The organism is Nonomuraea sp. NPDC049504, assembly GCF_040676845.1.
Lineage (GTDB): Bacteria > Actinomycetota > Actinomycetes > Streptosporangiales > Streptosporangiaceae > Nonomuraea > Nonomuraea salmonea.
On record NZ_JBFAPT010000001.1, the window covers coordinates 427,823 to 446,835 of the forward strand.

A 19,013-nucleotide genomic window follows, 5' to 3' on the forward strand; every position below is an offset into this window, starting at 1 on the left:
GCACCCGGCCGGATGCTCGCAGCCCCTTGCCAACTTCCCTACCCCTTCCGAACCGACTTAGGTAAGACTAACCTAACGGTTCGAAGGGGCTATCCGCGGGAGGCCCGGTCCGCTATCTCCCGTGTCGTCGGCAGTGCCCGTTCTCTGTCCTGTGCCACGAGGCCGATCCTGGTGCGGCGGTCGAGCAGGTCGCCCTCGTCGAGCGCGCCCTCGTGCAGCACCGACCAGAGCAGGTCGCCGGCCGTCAGGCCCAGCCCGACCTCCTCCGGGTGCGTCTTGACCAGCTCATACGCGGCCCCCGCCTCGGCGCCGTACCGCTCGGCCAGCCGGGGCGGCACCTTCTGCGGTCGTGCCCCGGCGCCCACGAGGGGGATCCGCCGCGTACGGCACCGGCGGGCCTTCAGGTTCGCGTGCGAGACCGCCTCATCCACCGCGTCCTCCGCCATCCGCCGATATGTCGTCAGCTTCCCACCCACGACGGTCACCACGCCGTCGCCGGTGACCACCGCGTGCCGGCGCGACAGGTCGGACGTCCTGCCGTCGGCCGCCAGAAGGGGCCTGAGGCCCGCGTACGCGCCCGCGACCGCCTCTCTGGTCACCGGAGTCTCAAGCGCCCCGTTGAGCACGCTCAGCAGCGTTCTGACGTCCTCCTCGGGCGCCTCGGGGACGTCGGGCACCGGCCCGTCCACCGGCTCGTCGGTGAGCCCGACGTACGTGCGGCCGTCGGGCTGGGGGAGCACCAGCGCGAACCGGTTGCTCTCGCCGGGCAGCGGCAGGTGCAGGCCCGCGATCAGGCCAGGCAGGGCGCCGGGCGCGAGCACGAGGTGGGTGCCGCGCGACGGGCGCAGGCGGACGCGGTCGTCGAGGCCGCCCGCCCACACGCCGGTGGCGTTGACCACCACCCGCGCGCGGATCGTGAACTCCTCGCCGGTCAGCTCGTCGCGCACCTCCGCGCCGCTGCCGGAGAGGCGCAGGGCGCGGCAGCGGGTCAGCACGCGCGCCCCGTGGCCTGCGGCGGTCCGCGCGATGGCCACGACCAGGCGGGCGTCGTCGAGCAGCCGCCCGTCCCACGACAGCAGGCCGCCGCGCAGCCCGCCGTCGTCGCGCAGGACCGGCGCGAGCGTGTGGGCGCGGGCCGCGCTGAGCCGGGCGGGGCCGGGGAGCAGGCGGCGGGGCGTGCGGGCGGCGGCGCGCAGCGCGTCGCCGAGCCGGTAGCCGGTCATCACCAGCGCGGCCTGCCGGCGGGAGACGTCCTTGGTCAGCGGCAGCACGTACGGGTGCGCCCTGGCCAGGTGCGGGGCGGTCCTCCTGAGCAGGATGCCGCGCTCGACCGCGCTCTCGTACGCGACGTCCACCTGCCCCTTGGCCAGGTAGCGCAGGCCGCCGTGCACCATCTTGGAGCTCCACCTGGAGGTGCCGAAAGCGAGGTCGTGCGCGTCGATCGCCGCTACGCTCAACCCCCGGGACGCGGCGTCCAGCGCGGCGCCCGCGCCCGTCGCGCCCAGTCCCACGACCAGCACGTCCAGCCGTTCCTCCGCGACCTCGCGCAACTCGCGGGAGCGTCTGGCGGCGTTCAGCGAGCTATCCAAAGTAGGCCTCCAGCAGCGCGGCGAGCTCGGCGTCGAGCTCGTCCATGGTCACGGGGTCGAGCATGGTCGGCGCGGACAGCAGGAACGACTGCGCCACCAGCAGCACCGCGCGCGCCCTGCGCGGGCCGCCGGCCACCGGCTCGAGCACCTCCAGCACGGCCTCGTGGCTGGCGCCGCGCCGGTCGAGCAGGTACGGCAGCAGGAGCTCCGGGTCCGCTTCCACGATCTTGCGCCACAGCGGGTGCTCGCGCAGCCCCCTGACCCCCGACACCACCGCGCGCACCGGGTCGGACAGGTCGAGCTCCGACACCACCCGTACCCACTCCCTGGTCATGAGATCGGCGACCAGCGTGCGCACGTCGGGCCAGCGACGGTAGATCGTCATCCGCGAGACGCCCGCCCGGCGCGCCACGTCGGTGAGCGTCGTCCTGCGCACCCCATAAGCGAGCACGCAGTCGCGGGCCGCATCCAGCACGTCGTCATTGTGACGATTCGACGTCATGTGTCACAGTGTAAACGTGACTGGAGAACCCATGCTGTGGTCGGGCTGGGGCGACCCCGCCCGAGCCCGCGAGCTGCCCGAGCAGGTCAGGAAGCTGCTGCACGACCTGCTCGGCGTCCGCGACCCCGCCACCCCCGCCGCCACTCTTGACGAGGTGCGGCTGCCGCCGGTCGCGCTGCCCGCGCCCCTGCGGGCGGCGCTCGCCGGCGTGGTCGGCGAGGCTCACGTGCTGACCGGGCACGAGGACCGCGTCCGCCACACGCGCGGCAAGTCCACCCCTGACCTGCTGCGGATGCGCGCGGGCGACGGCTCCGACGCGCCCGACGCCGTCGTGCTGCCCGGCTCGCACGACGAGGTGGCCGAGCTGCTGCGGCTGTGCTCACGCGAACGCGTCGCGGTCGTGCCCTTCGGTGGCGGCACCTCCGTCGTCGGCGGGCTCGCCCCGGTCGGCGGCGCGCACGGCCGGGCCCGCTTCGCCGGCGTCGTCGCGCTCGACCTGCGGCGGCTCGACCGGCTGCGCTCGGTGGACACCGAGTCGATGATCGCCGAGTTCGAGCCGGGCGTGCGCGCACCCGACGCCGAGCGGCTGCTCGCCGCGCACGGGCTGACGCTCGGGCACTTCCCCCAGTCCTTCGAGTACGCCACGCTCGGCGGCTTCGCCGCGGCCCGCTCCAGCGGCCAGGCCTCCGCCGGGTACGGCCGCTTCGACGACATGGTCGCCGGCCTGACCCTGGCCACGCCCGCCGGCGACCTCGAACTCGGCCGCGCCCCCAAGTCGGCCGCCGGGCCCGACCTGCGCCAGCTCGTGCTCGGCTCGGAGGGCGCGTTCGGGGTCATCACCGCGCTGCGGCTGCGGGTGCGCCGCGCGCCCGCGGAGCGGCGCTACGAGGGGTGGCGCTTCCCGACGTTCGCGGCCGGGTCGGCCGCCGCGCGGGCGCTGGCCCAGGAGGGGCCGCTGCCGGCCGTGCTGCGGCTGTCGGACGAGACCGAGACGATGATCGGCCTGGCCGACCCCGGCGCCATCGGATCCGGCGGCCCCGGCGGCTGCCTGATGATCACCGGGTACGAGGGCGCCCGCGTGGAGCCGCGCCGGACGGACGCGTCCGCCGTGCTCGCGCGGCTCGGCGGCGAGCCCCTGGGCGAAGGGCCAGGGCAGGCGTGGGAGCACGGGCGGTTCTCGGCGCCGTACCTGCGAGACTCGCTGCTCGCGGCCGGCGCCACCGTCGAGACGCTGGAGACGGCCGGCTTCTGGGCGAACCTGCCGCGCCTCTACGACGCCGTCAGGCTCGCCCTGCTCGGCGCGCTCGGCTCGCCGCTGGTGCTGTGCCACATCTCCCACGTGTACGAGACCGGCGCCAGCCTCTACTTCACCGTCGTGGTCGCGCAGGACGGTGAGCCGGTGGCGCAGTGGGAGCGGGCCAAGGAGGCGGTGAACGCGGCCGTCGTCGAGGCCGGCGGCACGATCACGCACCACCATGGGGTCGGGCGTGACCACCTGGAGGCGTACGGGCGGGAGATCGGCCCCGTCGGGGTGGGCATCCTGCGCGCGGTGAAGGCGTCGGTCGATCCGGAGGGCGTGCTCAACCCCGGCGTGCTGATCCCCTGAGCCCGGCTCCGAGGGGTCAGTCCTCGTCCGGAGGGACCGCGTCGGCCTCGGCCAGGGCGGCCGCGGCGTCGCTGTAGCGGTGCAGGGCCTCCTGGACGGAGGCGAGCGTGTGCAGGCAGACCACCAGGGACCCGCCGCCGATCGACCGGCTGACCGCCACCGCCTCCTGGGCCAGGGACAGCGCCTCCGTGGACCGGCCCCACGCGAGCAGGTGCCTGGCGGTCGTGCGCAGGCAGCGGGCCAGCAGTTCGGTGTGCTCGCGCGGCGCCCGCTCGGCCAGGACCCTGCTGCGCGCGATCGCCTCCATGAAACCGTTCAGCGCGGCACTTCTGCTCCAGCGCGGCCGGGTCTGGGCGAATGTCAGCAAACCCTCGATGGCCCCCACTTCGGAAGTGCCTTTTCGGGTCGCGTCATCCGGGCCGTTACGGCTCATGGGAGCCTCCCCTCGGGCGATCCCAACCGCTTGCTTGGGGGAGGAGGCTACACCATTGCGAACCTTCTGTGTTCCTCACGGTACGGAGCGTTCAGGATGCATGAAAGGTAGATCGCGGTAAAGATGTTGTCATGGTGGAAGTAGCGGCTGAGCGGGGAAAGCAGCTTTCGTCACGGGTGTCGGAGGAGGGCGCGGGCTGGGCATGTGCGCAGATCGGGACGTTCGACCAGCTCAGACCCCATCGCAAGGGGTTCAGCTGGCTCAATCCGGCGACGTTGTGGCGCTCGCGTAACGAGGTGCTGGCGACGTTGTTCGGTGATCCTTCCGGGCAGGTCCGCGAGCGGTGGGTGAAGGCGCAGGAAGCCCGCGGGATTGATCGCGAATTTCGCATCAAGCCGCCTGTCGGGGGAAATTTCAGTTTCCTGTTACTGGGCGATACCGGTGAGGGGGACGCGTCCCAGTACGCCGTTGTTCCGGGCATGCTGAAACTCGGCGAGGGCACGGCGTTCGCCGTCATCGCCAGTGACGTGATCTATCCCACCGGATCGGGCAACGAGTACGGCGACAAGTTCTTCCGCCCGTACCAGGAGTACGACGCCCCGATCTACGCGATCCCCGGCAACCACGACTGGTACGACGGGCTCGGCGGCTTCATGCGGGTCTTCTGCGACGCTCCGCCGCTCAAGCCCACCCCCGACCGAGGGCTGCGCGGCCTGCTGTGGCGCAGGCCGGAGACCATCGACGAGGACCGCCTGGCCGAGGCTCGCGCGCTGCGCGGCAGGCCGTCGCAGCAGGCCAAGGGGCCGGCCGCGCAGCCGGGCCCCTACTGGGCGATCGAGAGCGAGAGCCTGCTGATCGTGGGCGTGGACACCGGCATCAGGAACGTCATCGACCGCGACCAGACCGCGTGGCTGCGCCGCGTCTCGCTCGACCCCCGGCCGAAGATCCTGGTGACCGGCAAACCCATCTACACCGGCAACGAGTACAAGCCGTCGCCGCTGGAGGAGGGCGGCACGATCGACGACATCGTGCGCGACCCGGCGCACCGCTACGTCGCGGCCATCGGCGGCGACGTGCACAACTACCAGCGCTACCCGGTCGAGCTGGACGACGGCCGGGTGATCCAGTACGTCGTCTCGGGCGGCGGCGGCGCGTTCATGCACGCCACGCACACCATCGAGCGGGTCGACGTGCAGGGCGTGCACGAGGACGCCTTCAAGTGCTACCCGCTGCGCGGCGACTCGCTGTCGTTCTACAGCCAGCTCTACGCCAAGCGGCTGCGCATGCGCTGGCTCTGCCTCACGCCGGCCGAGGCCGCCTGCATCATGACGGAGCGCATCAAGAACGAGCCGGTCAGGACGCCGGCCGGGCCGGTGCGCATCACCCTGCGGATGCGCTGGGCGGCGCGGCTGCTCGGCGCCTGGCCGTGGCCGCTGCGGCTGCCGGTCGACCGGGTGTTCCACCGTTACCTGTCGGAGCTGTCCGACTGGGACACGCCGCCGTTCTTCAAGCAGTTCCTGCACGCCACGGTGACGCCGCAGGAGCTGACGCTGCGCTGCTTCGCCGCCACCGGCTGCCTGGGCCAGGAGCTGAACCCGCCGCTCGAGGACGAGGTCCGCATCGACCTGACGCGGTAATTGTCGGAGCCGTTTGGCACCCTTGGTCACGTGTACGTGGTGGTCGCGGGCGAGAGGGTGCTGCCGGTCGGCGGCGCGCCGAGCCGTCCGGCCGGCCTGGCGGAGGCGGTGCGCGAGCTGGAGGCCGGCCAGGCGCCCCGGTGGGTGTGGGCCGACACGCGTGAGGCGTACCCTCCGCTGGTCGAGGAGGGCGTGCGGGTCGCGCGCTGCCACGACCTCGCGCTGACCGAGGGCCTGCTGCTCGCCTACGAGGGCCGCCACCGCGAGCCGCGCTCGGCCAGGGCCGCCCACGCCAGGCTGCACGGCCTGCCGGTGCCCGACGAGCGGCCGAACGAGCCCGGCACGCTGTTCGCGCCCGAGCCGCCCTCCGCCGAGCTGGTCGCCGAGGTGCTCGACGACCAGCTGCGCCGCATCGCCGCGCTGCCCGAGCCGGGCCGCTTCCGGCTGCTGGTGGCGGCCGAGTCGGCGGGCGCGCTGGTGGCGGCCGAGATGACGCACGAGGGCATGCCGTGGCGCAAAGACGTGCACGACGCGCTGCTGACCGAGCTGCTCGGGCCGCGTCCCGTCCACGGCATGCGGCCGGCCAAGCTGCAGGCGCTGGCCGACGAGGTGGCGGCGGCGTTCGGCCATCCGGTCAATCCCGACTCCGCGCAGCAGATCGTCAAGGCGTTCAAGGGCGCGGGGGTGTCGCTGAAGACGACCCGGCAGTGGGAGCTGAAGCAGATCGAGCATCCGGCCGTGGCGCCGCTGCTGGCGTACAAGGAGCTGGCGCGGCTGCACAGCGCCCACGGGTGGGCGTGGGCCGACCAGTGGGTGCACGGCGGGCGGTTCCGTCCCGAATATGTGGTCGGCGGCGTGGTGTCGGGGCGGTGGGCCACCAACGGCGGCGGCGCGCTGCAGATCCCGAAGGTGATGCGGCAGGCCGTGCTGGCCGACGACGGGTGGGTGCTGGTCGTGGCCGACGCCGCCCAGCTCGAGCCGCGGGTGCTCGCCGCGATGGCCGGTGACGGGCGGCTGGCCGAGGCGGCGGGGGAGATCGACCTCTACTCCGCGCTCGCGCGGTCGTTCGGCGGCGAGCGGGCCAACGCCAAGATCGCGATGCTGTCCGCCATGTACGGCGGCACCAGCGGCGACGCCTCGCGCCTCTTGGCCGTGCTGCGGCAGCGCTTCCCCAAGGCGTACCAGTTCGTCGAAGACGCGGCCAAGGCGGGGGAGGAAGGGCGGACCGTACGCACCTGGCTGGGCCGCACCAGCCCGCCGCCGTCCGAGCGGTGGAAGGAGCTGGTGTCCGGGCCCGAGGGCGTGCGGGCCGCCCGCGACCGCGGCCGCTTCACCCGCAACTTCGTGGTGCAGGGCACGGCCGCCGAGTGGGCGCTCGCGCTGCTCGCCGTGCTGCGCGGGCGGCTGCCCGAGCCGGCCGGCCTGGTGTTCTTCCAGCACGACGAGGTGATGGTGCACTGCCCCGCCGAGCAGGCCGAGGAGGTGACGGCGGCGATCGCCGCCGCGGCGGCCGAGGCGACCCGGCTGCTGTTCGGGCACACGCCGGTGCGCTTCCCGATGGAGACGGTCGCGGTCGGCTGCTACGCCGACGCCAAATAGCACGGCTACGGTTTCCCGTGACACGGCTACGGTTTCCCGTAACGAACGCGGCGGTTTCTCACCATGGCGGGGGACAAGGGGCCTCCGTAGCGTCGGCAGGTGCTCAAAACCGTGCTTGCCGCCCTATGCCTCACCTTCGTCCCCGTCACCTCGGTCCCAGCGCCGGTCCCAGCGCCGGTCCCAGCATCGGTCCCAGCGCCGGTCGACGCCTACGTCGAGCGTCACCGGGCGGCCACCGGCCTGCCTGGCGTCGCGGTGGCGATCACCAGGAAGGGCGAGGTCGTCCACACCGCCGGGTACGGGGAGACCGCCACGGGCGAGCCCGTCACCGCCGCCACCCCCATGGCGGTGGCCTCGGTCAGCAAGTCCTTCACCGCCCTGGCCGTCCTGCGGCTGGCCGAGCAGGGCAAGCTGGCCCTCGACCAGCCGGTGCGCCGCTATCTGCCCGAGTTCACGATGGCCGATCCCAGGGCCGGGAAGATCACCGTACGGATGCTGCTCGACCAGACCTCGGGCATGGCCGACACGGCCTTCCGCGAGAAGAGCCTGCCCCAGCCGGACACCCTGCGAGGCGCGGTGGCCCGGCTCAGGACGGCCAAGCTCGCCGCGGACCCCGGCACCGCCTTCAGCTACCACAACACCAACTACCAGGTCGCCGCCCGGCTCGTGGAAGTGGTCGGCGGCCGGCCGTTCGCGGATCATCTCGCCGCGCACGTCTTCGAGCCCCTCGGCATGCGCCGCACCACGACGATCGACACCGACCGGGGCCTGCCCGGCACCGCTCGCGGCCACCTGTACGTCCTCGGCCGGGCCGTCGCCCTGCCGGAGCCCACGGCCTTCGGCAACGGCTCAGGCGGCGTCATCAGCACCGCCGACGACATGGCCAGGTGGCTGATCGCGCAGAACGCCGGTCTCCCCGGCCTGCTGTCCCCGCAGGGCGTCGAGGAGATGCGTACGGGCTCCGAGCAGAACACGGACTACGCGCTCGGCTGGCAGCTCGGCACGACGGACGAAGGCACCCCCGTGCTCGAACACGGGGGAGACCTGTTCACCTCCACCGCCTACCAGGTGGTGATGCCCGGCCCGGGATACGGCATCGCCGTCATGGCCAACACCGGCATGGCCTTCTCCGACGCGGAGACCCTGATGAGGGGCCTGGTCACCATCGTCGAGGGCGGCACCCCGCGGGTGCCCGGCGGCCGGCCGATGCTCGTCACCGACGCGCTCTTCGCGCTGCTGACCCTGGCGACCGTCGCGCTGGCGGCACGCGGCACCGTGCGCGCCCGGCGCTGGGCCGCGCGCCGCACGGGGTGGCAGCGGTGGCGGCTGGTGCCCTACCTGGCCCCGCTCGTGCTGTGCGCGACGCTGGAGCCGGTGCACCGCTTCCTGGCCCGGGGGCGCGACGCCGCGTTCGTCCAGCTCGCCTACCTCTACCCGACGTTCATGATCTGGCTGGTGACCGCCGCCGCAGCGGGGCTCACCGTGATCGCCGCTCGCCTGTGGAGCGGCGCCAGACGGTGACCAGCCAGAGGCCGGACACCGCGACCATGATGCCGACCACCAGGCCGAGCACGCCGTAGCCGAGCAGGCCGACGATGGCGCCCGCGATGATGGTGCCAGTGGCCCCGCAGACGTTCATCAGCAGGTCGGACAGGCCCTGGACGGCGGTCCGCCGCTCCAGCGGCACCGACTCGGTGACCAGCGCCGAGCCGGCCACGAGGCCGCACGACCAGCCGAGGCCGAGCAGCACCAGCGCCGCCGTCACCTGCCACACCCGGTGCCCCGCGGTGCCGGCCAGCGCGGCGGCGCTCAGCAGCAGGCCCATGCCGAGCACCAGCACCGGCAGTTTGCCCGCCTTGTCGGCCAGCCAGCCGACGACCGGCGACAGCACGTACATGCCGGCGATGTGCAGGCTGATGACCAGGCCGATGACGTCGAGGTTCGAGCCGTCGTGGTGCAGCTTGACCGGGGTCATGGACATGACCGACACCATGGCCGTGTGGCTGACCGCGATCATGACGAGGGCGTGGCGGGCCATCGGGGTGGTGCGCAGGGTCTGCAGGGCGGTGCGGATCGTGCCCCGGCGTCCCCTGCTCTCCTCGCGGGTGCCGTGCACCTCGCGGGCCAGTACGAGCGGGTCGGGCCGCAGCAGGACGAGGATGACGAGCAGCGCCAGGCCGAAGGCGAGCGCCGCGAACGCGAACGGCCCCGCCTTCTCCACCAGCCCGAGCCGCATGCCGATCTGGTCGGCGGGTTTGGCGAGGTTGGGGCCCGCGACGGAGCCGATCGTGGAGGCCCACACGACGAGCGACAGGTGCCGGGCCGAGCGGTCGCGCGGCGACAGGTCGGTGGCCGAGTAGCGGGCCGCCAGGCTGCCCGCGCTGCCGCCGCCGACCAGGACGAGCCCGGCCAGCAGCAGCGGCCACGTGCCCAGGCTGATCGCCAGCACGGAGACCAGGCAGCCGGCCAGGGCGGCGACGTACGCCAGCGACAGGCCGGCCCGCCGGCCGCCGCGGCCCGCTGCCCTGGCGGTGGGCAGTGCGAGCAGCGCCGCGCCGAGCACCGTGGCCGTGCCGGCGAAGCCGCTGATCACCGTCGACTTGGACAGCTCGTCCACGACGACGGAGCTGAGCGCCAGCCCGACGGCGACGCCCACGCCGCCCACGATCTGCGCCGCGGACAGCACCGCGAGCGTACGGCGCTGGACGCGGGCGATCCGGTCAGGAGGGGACGAGGCGGACTGTGTGGGGGCACTGGTCACCCGTGAAGTCTCGCATAACCCCTAACAACACCCCATAGAGGACAGTGCGCCTTGATCGGGCCGATCCCCGACGGCGGTCGCGACAGGGCCGTCGGGGATGGGGCCGTCGGGGATGGGGGCCACGCGTCTCTTGCGGGGTGAGCGGGGGTCAGAGGATGGTGACGCGGTCGCCCACGGCGATGCGGCCGGGGGCGTCGGGGATGAGGTTGACGCCGAACCAGGTCTTCCCCTCGCGCTTGCGGTAGCGCGACAGCGTCCTGATGGGCTCCTTGCCCTTCTCGTACGTGTCGGGGTCGATGGTCGTCAGCACGCACCGCGCGCACCCCTTGGCGACCCTGAACTCCACCTCACCGATCCGCAGCCGCTTCCACCCGTCCTCGGCGAACGGCTCCGACGGCACGCCGTCGACCACCACGTTCGGCCGGAACCTGCGCATGGGCAGCGGCGCGGGCGGTTCGGCGCCGCGTTCGAGCGCGTCCTCGGCGATCCAGTCGTTGAGCCGGGCGAGCGAGGCCGCCGAGGTCAGCAGCAGCGGGTAGCCGTCGGCCAGGCTGACCCGGTCGGCAGGCCGCCCGTACGCGGGATCGACGGGCCGCCGCCTGGGGTCGTCCAGCCACTTCAGCCGCACCGGCCGCCCCACCAGCGAGGTCAGCCACGCGGCGGCGGCGTCGCCGCAGTCGGTGAGCTCGATGTCGCTGCCCCACAAGGTGACGGGGGACAGCCGGGCGGAGGGGGCCACCCGCAGCGGCTCGGCGTGCGGGCCGGTCAGCGTCAGCGCGTCGCCGTCGAGCATGGGGACGACGGCCAGCAGCCGGGGCTCGACGCGGGCGGTCAAGGTGCGGCCCTGCTCGTCGGCCACGAGGTAGCGGCGGTCGCCGGCCAGCCCCCACGGCAGCACGTCGGCCTCGCTCACCTCATGGCCAGTGGTGGATTTGACCGGATAGTACGAGATGCTCGCCAGCTTCATGCGGCAGACCGTATCTCCACTTCGTGGGTTTTCCGAAGGGGATTTCCGCCGCGCTCCAGGGCCGCCGACAGCGCAGCGGCGGCCAGCGCGACGACCCCGATCGCGACGCCGGTCCAGGCCACGGAGGCGTAGCCGAGATCGGCACTGATCATCAGGCCGCCCACCCAGGGGCCGACCGTGATGCCGACGTTGAAGGCGGCCACGTTGAAGGCGGCGGCCAGCGTCGGGGCGTTCTTGGCGAGGGCGAAGGGGCGGGCGTTCAGCGCCGGGTTGGTGCCGAAGCCGAACGCGCCGAGCAGGAAGATCAGCGGGATGGCCAGCACGGCGACCTCGGCCGACAGGGCGAGGGCGGCCGAGGTCAGCACGAGACCGACGACGCCGGTGAACAGCAGCGGGAACGGCCGGGCGTCGCCGATCCTGCCGCCGATGGTGATGCCGATGAGGGAGCCGGCGCCGTACAGGGCGAGGACGGCGGGCACCCAGGGCTCGTCGATGCCGGTGACGCCGGTCAGCAGCGGGCTCAGGTAGCTGAAGGTGGCGAGCAGCGCGCCCGTGGTCAGCGCGGTGACGCCGTACGCGAGCCACAGCCGCGGCCTGGCGATCGCCCGCAGCTCGGTGGTCACGCTCGGCGCGCCCTCCGTCTTGGGACGGCCGCCGGGGATGGTGGCGAGCACGCCGATCGCCGACAGCGCCGACAGCCCGGCGACCGCCCAGAACGCCGCCCGCCAGCCCAGGTGCTGGCCGATCACCGTGCCGGCGGCCAGGCCGAGGATGGTGGCCACGGTGAGACCGCCCGCCAGCACGCTCATCGCCTTGGCGCGGGCGTTGACGGGCACCAGGCCGATCGCGGTGGCGGCGGCCACGGCCCAGAAGCCCGCGTACACGAAGGCGCCCACCACGCGGGTGGCGAACAACACGGCATAGTCGGCCGTCAGCGCGCCCGCCACGTGCGACAACGCGAAGATCGCCAGGAACGACAGCAACACCGTACGCCGGGGCAGCCGGATCGTCGCGACGGCCAGCAGGGGCGCGCCCACCAGCATGCCCAGGGCGAACGCGGAGATCAGCAGGCCCGCGTCGGGGATGGACACGCCGAGGTCGGCGGCCATGCCGGGCAGCAGCCCGGCCAGCATCAGCTCCGACGTGCCCTGCGCGAAGATCGACAGGCCGAGGATGTAGACCGCCAAGGGCATGGCGGGCCTCCTTGTTTTAGATTGATCAGTACAAAATGCGGGCATGAAGAGATCAGAAGACGGTCAGCGCGACGTTCGCGATCGACTCGAGCGCCCCCCGGTCCGCGCCGCCTCGCTCGGCCACCCGCAGGCCGTTGACCGTGGCGGCGACGAACCTGGCCAGGGCCAGCGGGTCGTGCTCAGGGCCGAGCTCGCCCCGGATGCGCGCGGCCTCGATGCCGGTCCTCAGCAGCTCGATGCGTTTCGCCTCGTCGCGGCGGAGCACCTCGGCGATCACCGAGTCGTGGGGCGCCAGCTCGATGCTGGCGTTGACCACCATGCAGCCGGCCGGTTCTTCAGGATCGGGCTCGACCGCCCACCACAGGACGGTCCTGACCTTCTCCTTGATGGGCAGGTCGGCGTCCATCAGCTCGGCGAGCGAGCCGTTGTGCACGTCCATGTAGTGGCGCAGCGCCCGCTCGAACAGGTCGTGCTTGCTCGCGAACGTGTTGTAGATGCTGCTGCGGCCGAGGCCGGTCGCGGCGCACAGGTCCTGCGTCGAGGTGGCCTCGTAGCCCGCGTCCCAGAACGCGCGCATGGCCGCCTCGACCGCCCTGTCCTCCTCGAACTTCCTCGGCCGTGCCATGACCGGCACGCTACCGTTTTGGAACGACCGATGCAATACGTCAGGCGTTCGGCTGGAACGTGTCCAGGAACACCTTCCTCGTCTCCGCCTGGTCGTCCCAGTGCAGGTCGGGCAGGTCGAAGACGATCTTGTACGCGGACGTGCCGCCGAGCGCGGCGTACCTGGTCAGGGCGTGCATGGGGATGCCGTTGGGCGTGGTGTAGGTGTACTCCCAGTCGGCCGCCTGCGTGCCCCGGTACTTCACGGCCTGCAGCCGTACCTGGATGTAGTTCTCCCTGCCGCCCTGGGCCTCCTGCTCGCCCAGCTCGGCCAGCCCGCCGTCGTCCTGCGGGGCGGCCTTCTCGACCACGATCCGCATGTTCGAGTCCTTCGGCCCGTTGAACGTCGCCACGTCGCCCGCGACCGCGAGCTTCCAGCCCTTCGGCAGGGCGGCGGTGAACCCGGGCCCCGTGAGCTCCTCGAACCCGCTCGGCACCGGTGAAGGCTCGCTCGCCTGCTCGGCCGCGGCGCTCGCCGGTGACGGCGCGGCGGCCGGCGGCGTCTCGCCTGAGCCGCTGGTCAGGATGAGCACCGCCGCGCCCGCCACGACGGCCACCGCCACCAGCGCGCTGACGATCGTCAGCGGCGTCGGGCGGCCGCCGCGCACCCAAGGCCCCTCGTCCTCCTCCGGCCTGCGCCGGCTCTTCCCGGTACGCGGCCCCGCAGGAGGCAGCGAGGTCAGGCTGCCCCTGCCGACGTCCCTGGACAGGCTGCGCGACTGCTCGCGCAGGTCGTCGGGGGTGGCCAGGGGCCACGGGGTGGCGGCCGAGGTGCGGCTGTCGGTGGTGAGGGGGAGGATCGGCTGCGGCCTGGGGCCCGTGCCGGTGTCCAGGTCGTCGTCGATGCCGCGGCCGGGAGGCGGCGCGCCGAAGGGCGGCTGCGGGCCGGACGAGCTGCGCAGCGCGTCATACGGGTTCGACGAACTCGCGAGCGAGTCGTAGGGGCCGGACGAACCGGCCAGGGAGTCGTACGGGCCTGACGAACTCGCGAACGAGTCGTACGGGCCCGAGGTGCTCGCCAGCGAGTCGTACGGGCCAGAGGCGCCGCCGGCCGGTTCGTCGGCGCGGGGGAGCGGGGGCAGCTGGTCGGTGCGGTGGCTGCCCGAAGGGCTCGACATGCCCTCGTACGGCATCGAATGGCCGCCCGACGGGCTCGTGATCGGGTCGTACGGCACCCGCACCGGCCCCGACGGCGTCTCCACGATGCGCGACGGCATCGGCCCCGACGGCGGCTCCAGCGGCGGCAGCAGGTTGGCGGGCGTCGAGTCGGTCGGGCTCGGCAGCGTCTCGGGCGTGCGCGGCCTGGGCGCGCCGTGCGCCCGCAGCACCGCCTCCAGCATCTCCATGACCTGCTCGGAGGTCAGCCGCTCGTTCGGGTTCTTGTGCAGCAGGCCCTCGATCACCGGCAGCAGCGAGCCGGCCCGCTGCGGCCTGATCGGCTCCTGGGTCAGCACCGAGCCGAGCACCGCCACCGGGTCGGGCCCCTCGTACGGGGGCCGCCCCTCGACGGCGGCGTACAGGGTGGCGCCGAACGACCACAGGTCGGCGGCCTGCCCGATCGGCTGGCCGGACAGGCGCTCGGGCGGGATGTACGCCGGCGAGCCCATCAGCAGCCCGGTCTGCGTGATCGTCACGTCGCCCTCTATGGCGGCGATGCCGAAGTCGGTCAGCACCACCCGGTCCGAGGTCAGCAGCACGTTGCCGGGCTTGATGTCGCGGTGCAGGATGCCGTGCGCGTGCGCGTGCCTGAGCGCGTCGAGCACGCGGATGCCGATCTCGGCCGCCTGGACCACCGGCAGCGGGCCGCTCTGGCGTACGGCCTGCTCCAGCGACCACGCGCGGACCAGCTCCATCACGATCCAGGGCCGGCCGTCCTCCTCGACCACGTCGTGCACGGTCACGATGCCCGGGTGTGTCAGCCGCCCGGCAGACCTGGCCTCGCGCAGCATGCGCCGGTGCGCCACCTGCTTGCCCGCGTCGTCCAGCCCGTACGGCAGGATCAGCTCCTTGACCGCCACGTCACGGTCGAGCAGCACGTCGTGCGCGTGCCACACCATGCCCATGCCGCCCCTGCCCACGGGCGACATCAGCCGGTAGCGTCTGCCGATCAGGCGCCCCTGGCTCTGCGAAGAGCCCCCCGCGGCACCCCCCTCTGGGCCGGGTCCGCTGAGCAAGCGGTCGGCTGCCATGTTCCCGCCCCCATCTCGCCTCATCCGTCACGTGCGTTCTCACGCTACTTGCAGATTATGGAGGATCGTCACGATATCGGCGGGGAATGCACAAGGGAAGGTGACATTGTCTGACAACAATCCTGACGTGCAGAAATATAGGGATTAAAATGGATCACTTACCCAAAACGGACAGGGCTTGGAGGGCGCTCGTGAACGCCTCCACCGGCGGCTCCACCAGGCCGGCACCGACCTGACCGGTGCCCGCGACCCGGCCCGCGATCCCCGTGTTGACCACCGGCAGCAGCCCCGTCCGCGCCACCAGCGCCACATCGATCCCCACCGGCGTGCCGCGGAAGCCGAGGCCGGGAATCTGGTAGGCGGGATGCTCGGCCAGCGTGATCTCGTACATCGACCGGGTGGCCCGCACCGCGTCCGCCACCTCGCCGCCCACGAACCGCACGATCGCCGGCGCCGCCGCCATCGCGAAACCGCCGAGCCCCGACGTCTCCGTGATCGTCGAGTCGCCGATGTCCGGGTTCGCGTCGTCCGGCCCGTACGCGCCCAGATAGAGCCCGTGCGGCACCCCGGCGGGCCCGGTGAACCAGCGCCCGCCCAGCCCCGACACCTGCACCCCGAAATCGGTGCCGTTGCGCGCCATCGCCACCACCAGCGACGAGCCAGGCACGTCGCGCGCCGCGTCGGTGCTGACCTTGGCCGCGGCCATGCCCGCGTTCAGGAAGAAGTGGTCGTTGCCGTTGATGAAGCGCAGCACCTGCGCCGCGTCGCCCGGCGCCGCCTCCACGATCGCGGGAGCCAGCTCGCGCAGCAGCAGCGAGGTGGCCGCGCGGTTGCGGTTGTGCAGCTCGTCGCCCATCTGCAGGGCCTGCGCGATCAGCGCGCGCAGGTCGATCGGCCCCGTACGCTCCAGCGCCCCCGCCAGCGCCGGGCCGAGCACCTGGTCCATCCAGCGCAGCCGGTCGAGCACCTCGGGCCCGTACGCGCCGTACCGCAGCACCTTGCCCAGGCCCTCGTTCAGCGAGCAGTACGCGGTGCCGCCGTGCTCGGCGTCGTGCACCTCGAACAGCCACATCGACGGGCTCACCACGCCCGCCATCGGGCCCACCGCCCCGTGCTCGTGGCAGGGGCGCAGCTCGACCGCGCCCGCCGCCAGCCGGTCGGCGGCGTCCTCCTCGTCGGCGGCCAGGCTCTCCAGCAGCATCGCGCCGATCAGCGCGCCGCGCATCGGGCCCGACGCCCGCTCCCACGTGATGGGCGGGCCCGCGTGCAGGAACAGGCCGGGTTCGAGGATCTCCGAGGCCCGCCGCACGCCTGCCAGGTGCGGTCTGGCCGCCGTCAGCCGGCCGACGGCCACCGCGTTGGCCTCCTGCCTGCGCGGATCGGCCAGCACCCGGGCCAGCGCCTGCTCGGTGCCGGGCAGCGGCGGGCGCCAGGCGACCGGGACCGTCGCCACGGCCTGCTCCCGCAACGCCTCGTCGAGCAGCCCGGCCCCGACGGTGATCACGCGGGGCGGCCCGTCGAGCAGGCCGGGCACGGTCTCGGGCTGAGGGGTCACATCGGGCTCCTGGCAGGGCGAACGGCCTGGGCGATCAGAGCGAACTCCCGCCCGGTCACATCAGGCTCCTGGCGTGGCGGGCGGCCTGGGCGTTGGAGACGAAGACCGACGCGCCCGCCTCGCGGAACGCGGCGGCCTGCCGGTGCAGGTCCTGCGGGTCGCCCTCGGTGCCGACCAGGGCGACGACCACCGTGGCCGGCGTACGGGCGATCGCGGGGGCCAGCGCGGCGGCCGGGTCGGGGTCGGCGCCGTGGCCGAGCACGACGTCCATGAGCACCACGTCCGTCTCCACGGCCCGGGACAGGGCCTCGACGCGCAGGGCCGGGTCGATCATCGGGTGGGCGCGGCCCCTGGTGTAGGCGTCGTCGCCGAAGTCCACGAAGTCGCCTGAACCGGCCAGCAGGGCGGACTCGGCGCACAGCGTGCCGCCGGCGTACAGGCCCTTGAGCGCTTTGGCGGCCGGACGCGAGCCGGGCGCGGCCGGCCAGGACGGCCACTCGGGGACGGCCCTGCCGAGCACCCGCAGCACCTGCTCGGCCGCCGTGGTCAGATCGCCGCCGGACGTGCCGAGCAGGGCGTGCACCACGGGGGTGCGCAGGCGTTCTGCCGCCACCTCGCGCGCCACCCCGGGGGACGGCGGCTTGGAGACCAGCACGATCAGCTCGCTGGCCGGGTCGTCGTCCAGCATGCGCAGGGCGCGCCGCGTGGACAGGCCGCCCACCTCGGCCGACAGGTCCCTTCCGCCCACCCCGAGCACGTGGCTGACCCCCACGCCCGCCCAGTCGAGCAGCGACGTCACCTGCTGCGCCCCCGTGCCCGACGCGGCCACCACGCCGACCGGCCCGGGCGACAGCACGTTCGCGAAGCCGAGCCCGGCGCCGCCGATCGCGGCGGTGCCGCAGTCGGGGCCCATGACCAGCACGTCCTTCGCCTCGGCCAGCTCCTTCAGCCGCCGCTCCTGCGCGACCGTGACGCCGTCGCTGAAGATCATGACGGGCAGGCCGGCCTCGACGGCGTCCAGGGCCTCGAAGAAGGCGTACTCGCCGGGCGTCGAGACCAGCACCAGGTTCGCCGCGTCGCGGGCGGCGGCCGAACGGGTGGTCAGCGGCGGCTGCTCCGCCGCCGAGGACTCGGCCCTGTGCGTGCCCGCGAGCAGCCGATCAGCCTCCGCCACAGCCGCGTCCGCGTCCGCGGCGCGTACCGCGATCAGCAGGTCGGACGGCCCCGCCGCCGGCACGTCGAAACCCATGTCGCGCAGGATCGAGACGTTGAGATCGGTGCCCATCGCGACCATCGCGGCCGTCACACCGGGCAGCTCCGACAGTGCCCGGCTGACCCGCATGAGCGTCACCGAGTCGTGGTACGCCCCCCGCCGCGCCAGCACCAGCGGCTCGCTCATCCGGCCGCCCCCAGCGACAGGACGGTACGCGCGCCGATCCCGACGCCCTGGGCGAGGTCGCTGCCCGAGGTGTGGCCGAGCCGGTGCAGGCGGCGCAGCGCCGGAGCCAGCGCCTGCCGCCCGGCCAGGCCGCGCAGCACGCCGAGCACCTCGGGACTGGCCTCGCCCCTGGCCGCGCAGTGCAGGAGGGTCGCGGAGATCGGCGTCGTCCGGGTGCGGGCGTCGTACGTCACGGTCGCCGCCAGCCAGTCGGCCAGCCCCACGGCCCGCCCCGCGTCGGCGGCCCTGCCGAGATGCCGCAGCGCCACCAGCAGCCCAGCCAGCACGTCGTCCCCGCTCGGCGTGAGTCCCGGGCCCAGCCCGACCAGCCGCTCGGCCGCCGTCACGGCGCCCAGCAGCCACCCCTTCGCGCAACTGTCCGCGAGCAACTCCACCGAGGCGTCACCGGACAGCCCAGCGCCGGGCGGCTCGGTCAGCTCGTCCACGGCCCGCGCCAGCAGGTCCCTGTCCACCGCGCCGAGCGGCGGCGCCGGATCCCACCACCGGCGTACGGTCAGGCTCAGCGGGCCCAGCTCGATCGCCCGGTCACCCACCGCCGCGTCGTCACCCACCGTGAGGTGCGGCAGCGGGGCGGCCAGCAGCACGGAGTTCGGGAGCCGGGTGGCCTCGCCCGTGATCACCGCGATCACTGACGGCTCCACCTCGGTCCTGACCTCCAGATACACGCCCTGAGGGAACGCCGCGAGCACCCGCGCGGGACGCCGCTGTGCCTCCAGCAACGCGCGCACCGCCGTGCTGGCCGCACCCGTGACGTGCACGCGGGTACGCCGCGCATGAGTACTGACGGCCACCGGACCTCCCAACCGACCTTGGACCTGACCGTAGAACGGCCGACGAACCCTCCGTACGGGTAAATTTGC

At 73.5% G+C, this 19,013-nt stretch carries 15 protein-coding genes; 4 read left to right on the forward strand and 11 right to left on the reverse strand.

Annotated features, from left to right (window positions below):
- Positions 1–89 precede the first annotated feature (89 nt).
- Positions 90–1,589: a glycerol-3-phosphate dehydrogenase/oxidase gene (locus AB0K28_RS01950; RefSeq protein ID WP_364363911.1), complete on the reverse strand. Its 1,500-nt coding sequence runs from the start codon at positions 1,587–1,589 to the stop codon at positions 90–92.
- Complete coding sequence (locus tag AB0K28_RS01955) at positions 1,582–2,091, reverse strand: helix-turn-helix domain-containing protein (RefSeq protein ID WP_364363914.1); 510 nt, start codon at positions 2,089–2,091, stop codon at positions 1,582–1,584. The genes AB0K28_RS01950 and AB0K28_RS01955 overlap by 8 nt, the downstream gene beginning before the upstream one ends.
- A gap of 31 nt (positions 2,092–2,122) precedes the next feature.
- Here AB0K28_RS01955 and AB0K28_RS01960 point away from each other — a divergent pair, with 31 nt between their 5' ends.
- Positions 2,123–3,697 carry an FAD-binding oxidoreductase gene (locus tag AB0K28_RS01960; protein ID WP_364364510.1) on the forward strand — a complete coding sequence of 525 codons (1,575 nt, stop codon included), beginning with the start codon at positions 2,123–2,125 and terminating at the stop codon, positions 3,695–3,697.
- Between the two features lie 16 nt (positions 3,698–3,713).
- Here AB0K28_RS01960 and AB0K28_RS01965 read toward each other — a convergent pair whose 3' ends face one another.
- Entirely contained in the window at positions 3,714–4,064 is a 351-nt protein-coding gene (locus tag AB0K28_RS01965; protein WP_364363917.1) for a hypothetical protein, read from the reverse strand.
- Between the two features lie 197 nt (positions 4,065–4,261).
- Between AB0K28_RS01965 and AB0K28_RS01970 the strand changes: the two genes are divergently transcribed.
- The 3 genes from AB0K28_RS01970 to AB0K28_RS01980 all read left to right on the forward strand — a co-directional run bounded on the left by AB0K28_RS01970 (position 4,262) and on the right by AB0K28_RS01980 (position 8,887).
- Positions 4,262–5,767, forward strand: coding sequence for a metallophosphoesterase (locus AB0K28_RS01970; RefSeq protein WP_345387204.1), 1,506 nt, complete (start codon positions 4,262–4,264; stop codon positions 5,765–5,767).
- A gap of 36 nt (positions 5,768–5,803) precedes the next feature.
- A complete protein-coding gene (locus tag AB0K28_RS01975) occupies positions 5,804–7,366 on the forward strand; it encodes a bifunctional 3'-5' exonuclease/DNA polymerase (RefSeq protein ID WP_345409288.1) in 1,563 nt (520 codons plus the stop codon).
- A 99-nt stretch (positions 7,367–7,465) separates the two neighbouring features.
- A complete protein-coding gene (locus tag AB0K28_RS01980; RefSeq protein ID WP_364363921.1) occupies positions 7,466–8,887 on the forward strand; it encodes a serine hydrolase domain-containing protein in 1,422 nt (473 codons plus the stop codon).
- On the opposite strand, the gene AB0K28_RS01985 is transcribed toward AB0K28_RS01980, so the two are convergent.
- From AB0K28_RS01985 to AB0K28_RS02020, 8 genes are all read right to left on the reverse strand, one after another.
- The gene (locus AB0K28_RS01985; RefSeq protein ID WP_364363924.1) at positions 8,844–10,127 is read right to left on the reverse strand and encodes an MFS transporter; all 1,284 of its coding nucleotides are present in this window, start codon (positions 10,125–10,127) and stop codon (positions 8,844–8,846) included. The two genes, AB0K28_RS01980 and AB0K28_RS01985, sit on opposite strands and share 44 nt — an antisense overlap.
- A 148-nt stretch (positions 10,128–10,275) precedes the next feature.
- Positions 10,276–11,094 carry an MOSC N-terminal beta barrel domain-containing protein gene (locus AB0K28_RS01990; protein ID WP_364363927.1) on the reverse strand — a complete coding sequence of 273 codons (819 nt, stop codon included), beginning with the start codon at positions 11,092–11,094 and terminating at the stop codon, positions 10,276–10,278.
- Complete coding sequence (locus AB0K28_RS01995) at positions 11,091–12,287, reverse strand: Cmx/CmrA family chloramphenicol efflux MFS transporter (protein ID WP_345387192.1); 1,197 nt, start codon at positions 12,285–12,287, stop codon at positions 11,091–11,093. Before AB0K28_RS01995 ends, AB0K28_RS01990 begins: the two co-directional genes overlap by 4 nt.
- 52 nt (positions 12,288–12,339) lie before the next feature.
- Positions 12,340–12,912: a TetR/AcrR family transcriptional regulator gene (locus AB0K28_RS02000; protein WP_364363930.1), complete on the reverse strand. Its 573-nt coding sequence runs from the start codon at positions 12,910–12,912 to the stop codon at positions 12,340–12,342.
- A 40-nt stretch (positions 12,913–12,952) separates the two neighbouring features.
- Positions 12,953–15,037 (reverse strand): protein kinase, encoded by a 2,085-nt coding sequence (locus tag AB0K28_RS02005; RefSeq protein WP_364363933.1) that lies wholly within the window; start codon positions 15,035–15,037, stop codon positions 12,953–12,955.
- A 256-nt stretch (positions 15,038–15,293) separates the two neighbouring features.
- The gene (locus AB0K28_RS02010) at positions 15,294–16,694 is read right to left on the reverse strand and encodes a DUF1116 domain-containing protein (protein WP_364363936.1); all 1,401 of its coding nucleotides are present in this window, start codon (positions 16,692–16,694) and stop codon (positions 15,294–15,296) included.
- A gap of 55 nt (positions 16,695–16,749) precedes the next feature.
- Positions 16,750–18,093 (reverse strand): FdrA family protein, encoded by a 1,344-nt coding sequence (locus AB0K28_RS02015; RefSeq protein ID WP_364363939.1) that lies wholly within the window; start codon positions 18,091–18,093, stop codon positions 16,750–16,752.
- Positions 18,090–18,944, reverse strand: coding sequence for a DUF2877 domain-containing protein (locus tag AB0K28_RS02020; RefSeq protein WP_364363942.1), 855 nt, complete (start codon positions 18,942–18,944; stop codon positions 18,090–18,092). The genes AB0K28_RS02015 and AB0K28_RS02020 overlap by 4 nt, the downstream gene beginning before the upstream one ends.
- Between the last annotated feature and the right edge of the window lie 69 nt (positions 18,945–19,013).

What these genes read in the sequence shown, in the direction of transcription:
- AB0K28_RS02005 (WP_364363933.1), bottom strand. Translation starts at nt 15,037, where the DNA reads ATGTCGCCCGTGGGCAGGGGCGGCATGGGCATGGTGTGGCACGCGCAC.
- AB0K28_RS01990 (WP_364363927.1), bottom strand. Translation starts at nt 11,094, where the DNA reads ATGAAGCTGGCGAGCATCTCGTACTATCCGGTCAAATCCACCACTGGC.
- AB0K28_RS01960 (WP_364364510.1), top strand. Translation starts at nt 2,123, where the DNA reads ATGCTGTGGTCGGGCTGGGGCGACCCCGCCCGAGCCCGCGAGCTGCCC.
- AB0K28_RS02015 (WP_364363939.1), bottom strand. Translation starts at nt 18,093, where the DNA reads ATGAGCGAGCCGCTGGTGCTGGCGCGGCGGGGGGCGTACCACGACTCG.
- AB0K28_RS01970 (WP_345387204.1), top strand. Translation starts at nt 4,262, where the DNA reads ATGGTGGAAGTAGCGGCTGAGCGGGGAAAGCAGCTTTCGTCACGGGTG.
- AB0K28_RS01995 (WP_345387192.1), bottom strand. Translation starts at nt 12,287, where the DNA reads ATGCCCTTGGCGGTCTACATCCTCGGCCTGTCGATCTTCGCGCAGGGC.
- AB0K28_RS01955 (WP_364363914.1), bottom strand. Translation starts at nt 2,091, where the DNA reads ATGACGTCGAATCGTCACAATGACGACGTGCTGGATGCGGCCCGCGAC.
- AB0K28_RS02000 (WP_364363930.1), bottom strand. Translation starts at nt 12,912, where the DNA reads ATGGCACGGCCGAGGAAGTTCGAGGAGGACAGGGCGGTCGAGGCGGCC.